This window comes from Mucilaginibacter angelicae, assembly GCF_042434235.1.
In the GTDB taxonomy this organism is placed as follows: domain Bacteria; phylum Bacteroidota; class Bacteroidia; order Sphingobacteriales; family Sphingobacteriaceae; genus Mucilaginibacter; species Mucilaginibacter angelicae.
In genome coordinates this window covers 1-693 of record NZ_JBHLTS010000035.1, presented here as the reverse complement: position 1 = coordinate 693, position 693 = coordinate 1, and the positions used below count along the sequence as shown (strand labels likewise).

The window sequence follows — 693 nt, the reverse complement described above, 5'->3', positions numbered from 1 at the left end:
TATAATATCCCAATACCTCCCCGATCAGTACTTCCATCGACCAGCCGTCGCTGATGATATGGTGCATCACATACGCGAAAACCCAACGGTCTTCCGATAACCGGCATAACAGCGCCCGCAGCAATGGCCCTTCAGCCAGATCAAAGCTTTCATTAACAAATTCCCTTACCTGTCCCTTTAAGTTATCCTCACCATCCTCATCCCCCCTAAGGTCAAGCTCCTCGATGCGAAAACCAAGTTCTTCCGGGCTAAGGATATACTGGCGTACATCACCTGATCCGTTCTCTTTAAATACCGTCCGAAGGACCTCGTGGCGGCTGATCAGGCGGCTGAGGCTTGATGACAGCAACGCCACATCCAGCTCCCCGCGGAATTCATAAATTTCAGGTATATTATAAGCCACATTGGCCTCTGATAACTGGCTCAGGATCCATAACCGCCGCTGTGACAGTGATAATGGATAATCCGGGGATGCAGCAACCTCAGGGATGGTATGATATGCCGTTTTTACTGCATTAACGATCAACCTGGACTGATCTTCCAACACCATATGGTTAAACAGGTCCCGCAACGAAACTTTTACCTCAAACACCCTATGGATCTGGCTAACCAAACGCGTTGCCTTCAAACTGTGACCTCCAAGATCAAAAAAGTTATCGTTTATCCCGATCCCTTCCTTGCCAAGGATATTTT

At 48.2% G+C, this 693-nt stretch carries 1 protein-coding gene; it reads right to left on the bottom strand.

The genetic code is table 11. The features are described 5' to 3' along the window. On the bottom strand, positions 1-693 hold a 693-nt coding region (locus ACFFGT_RS19170), incomplete at both ends, for a condensation domain-containing protein (RefSeq protein WP_377024128.1).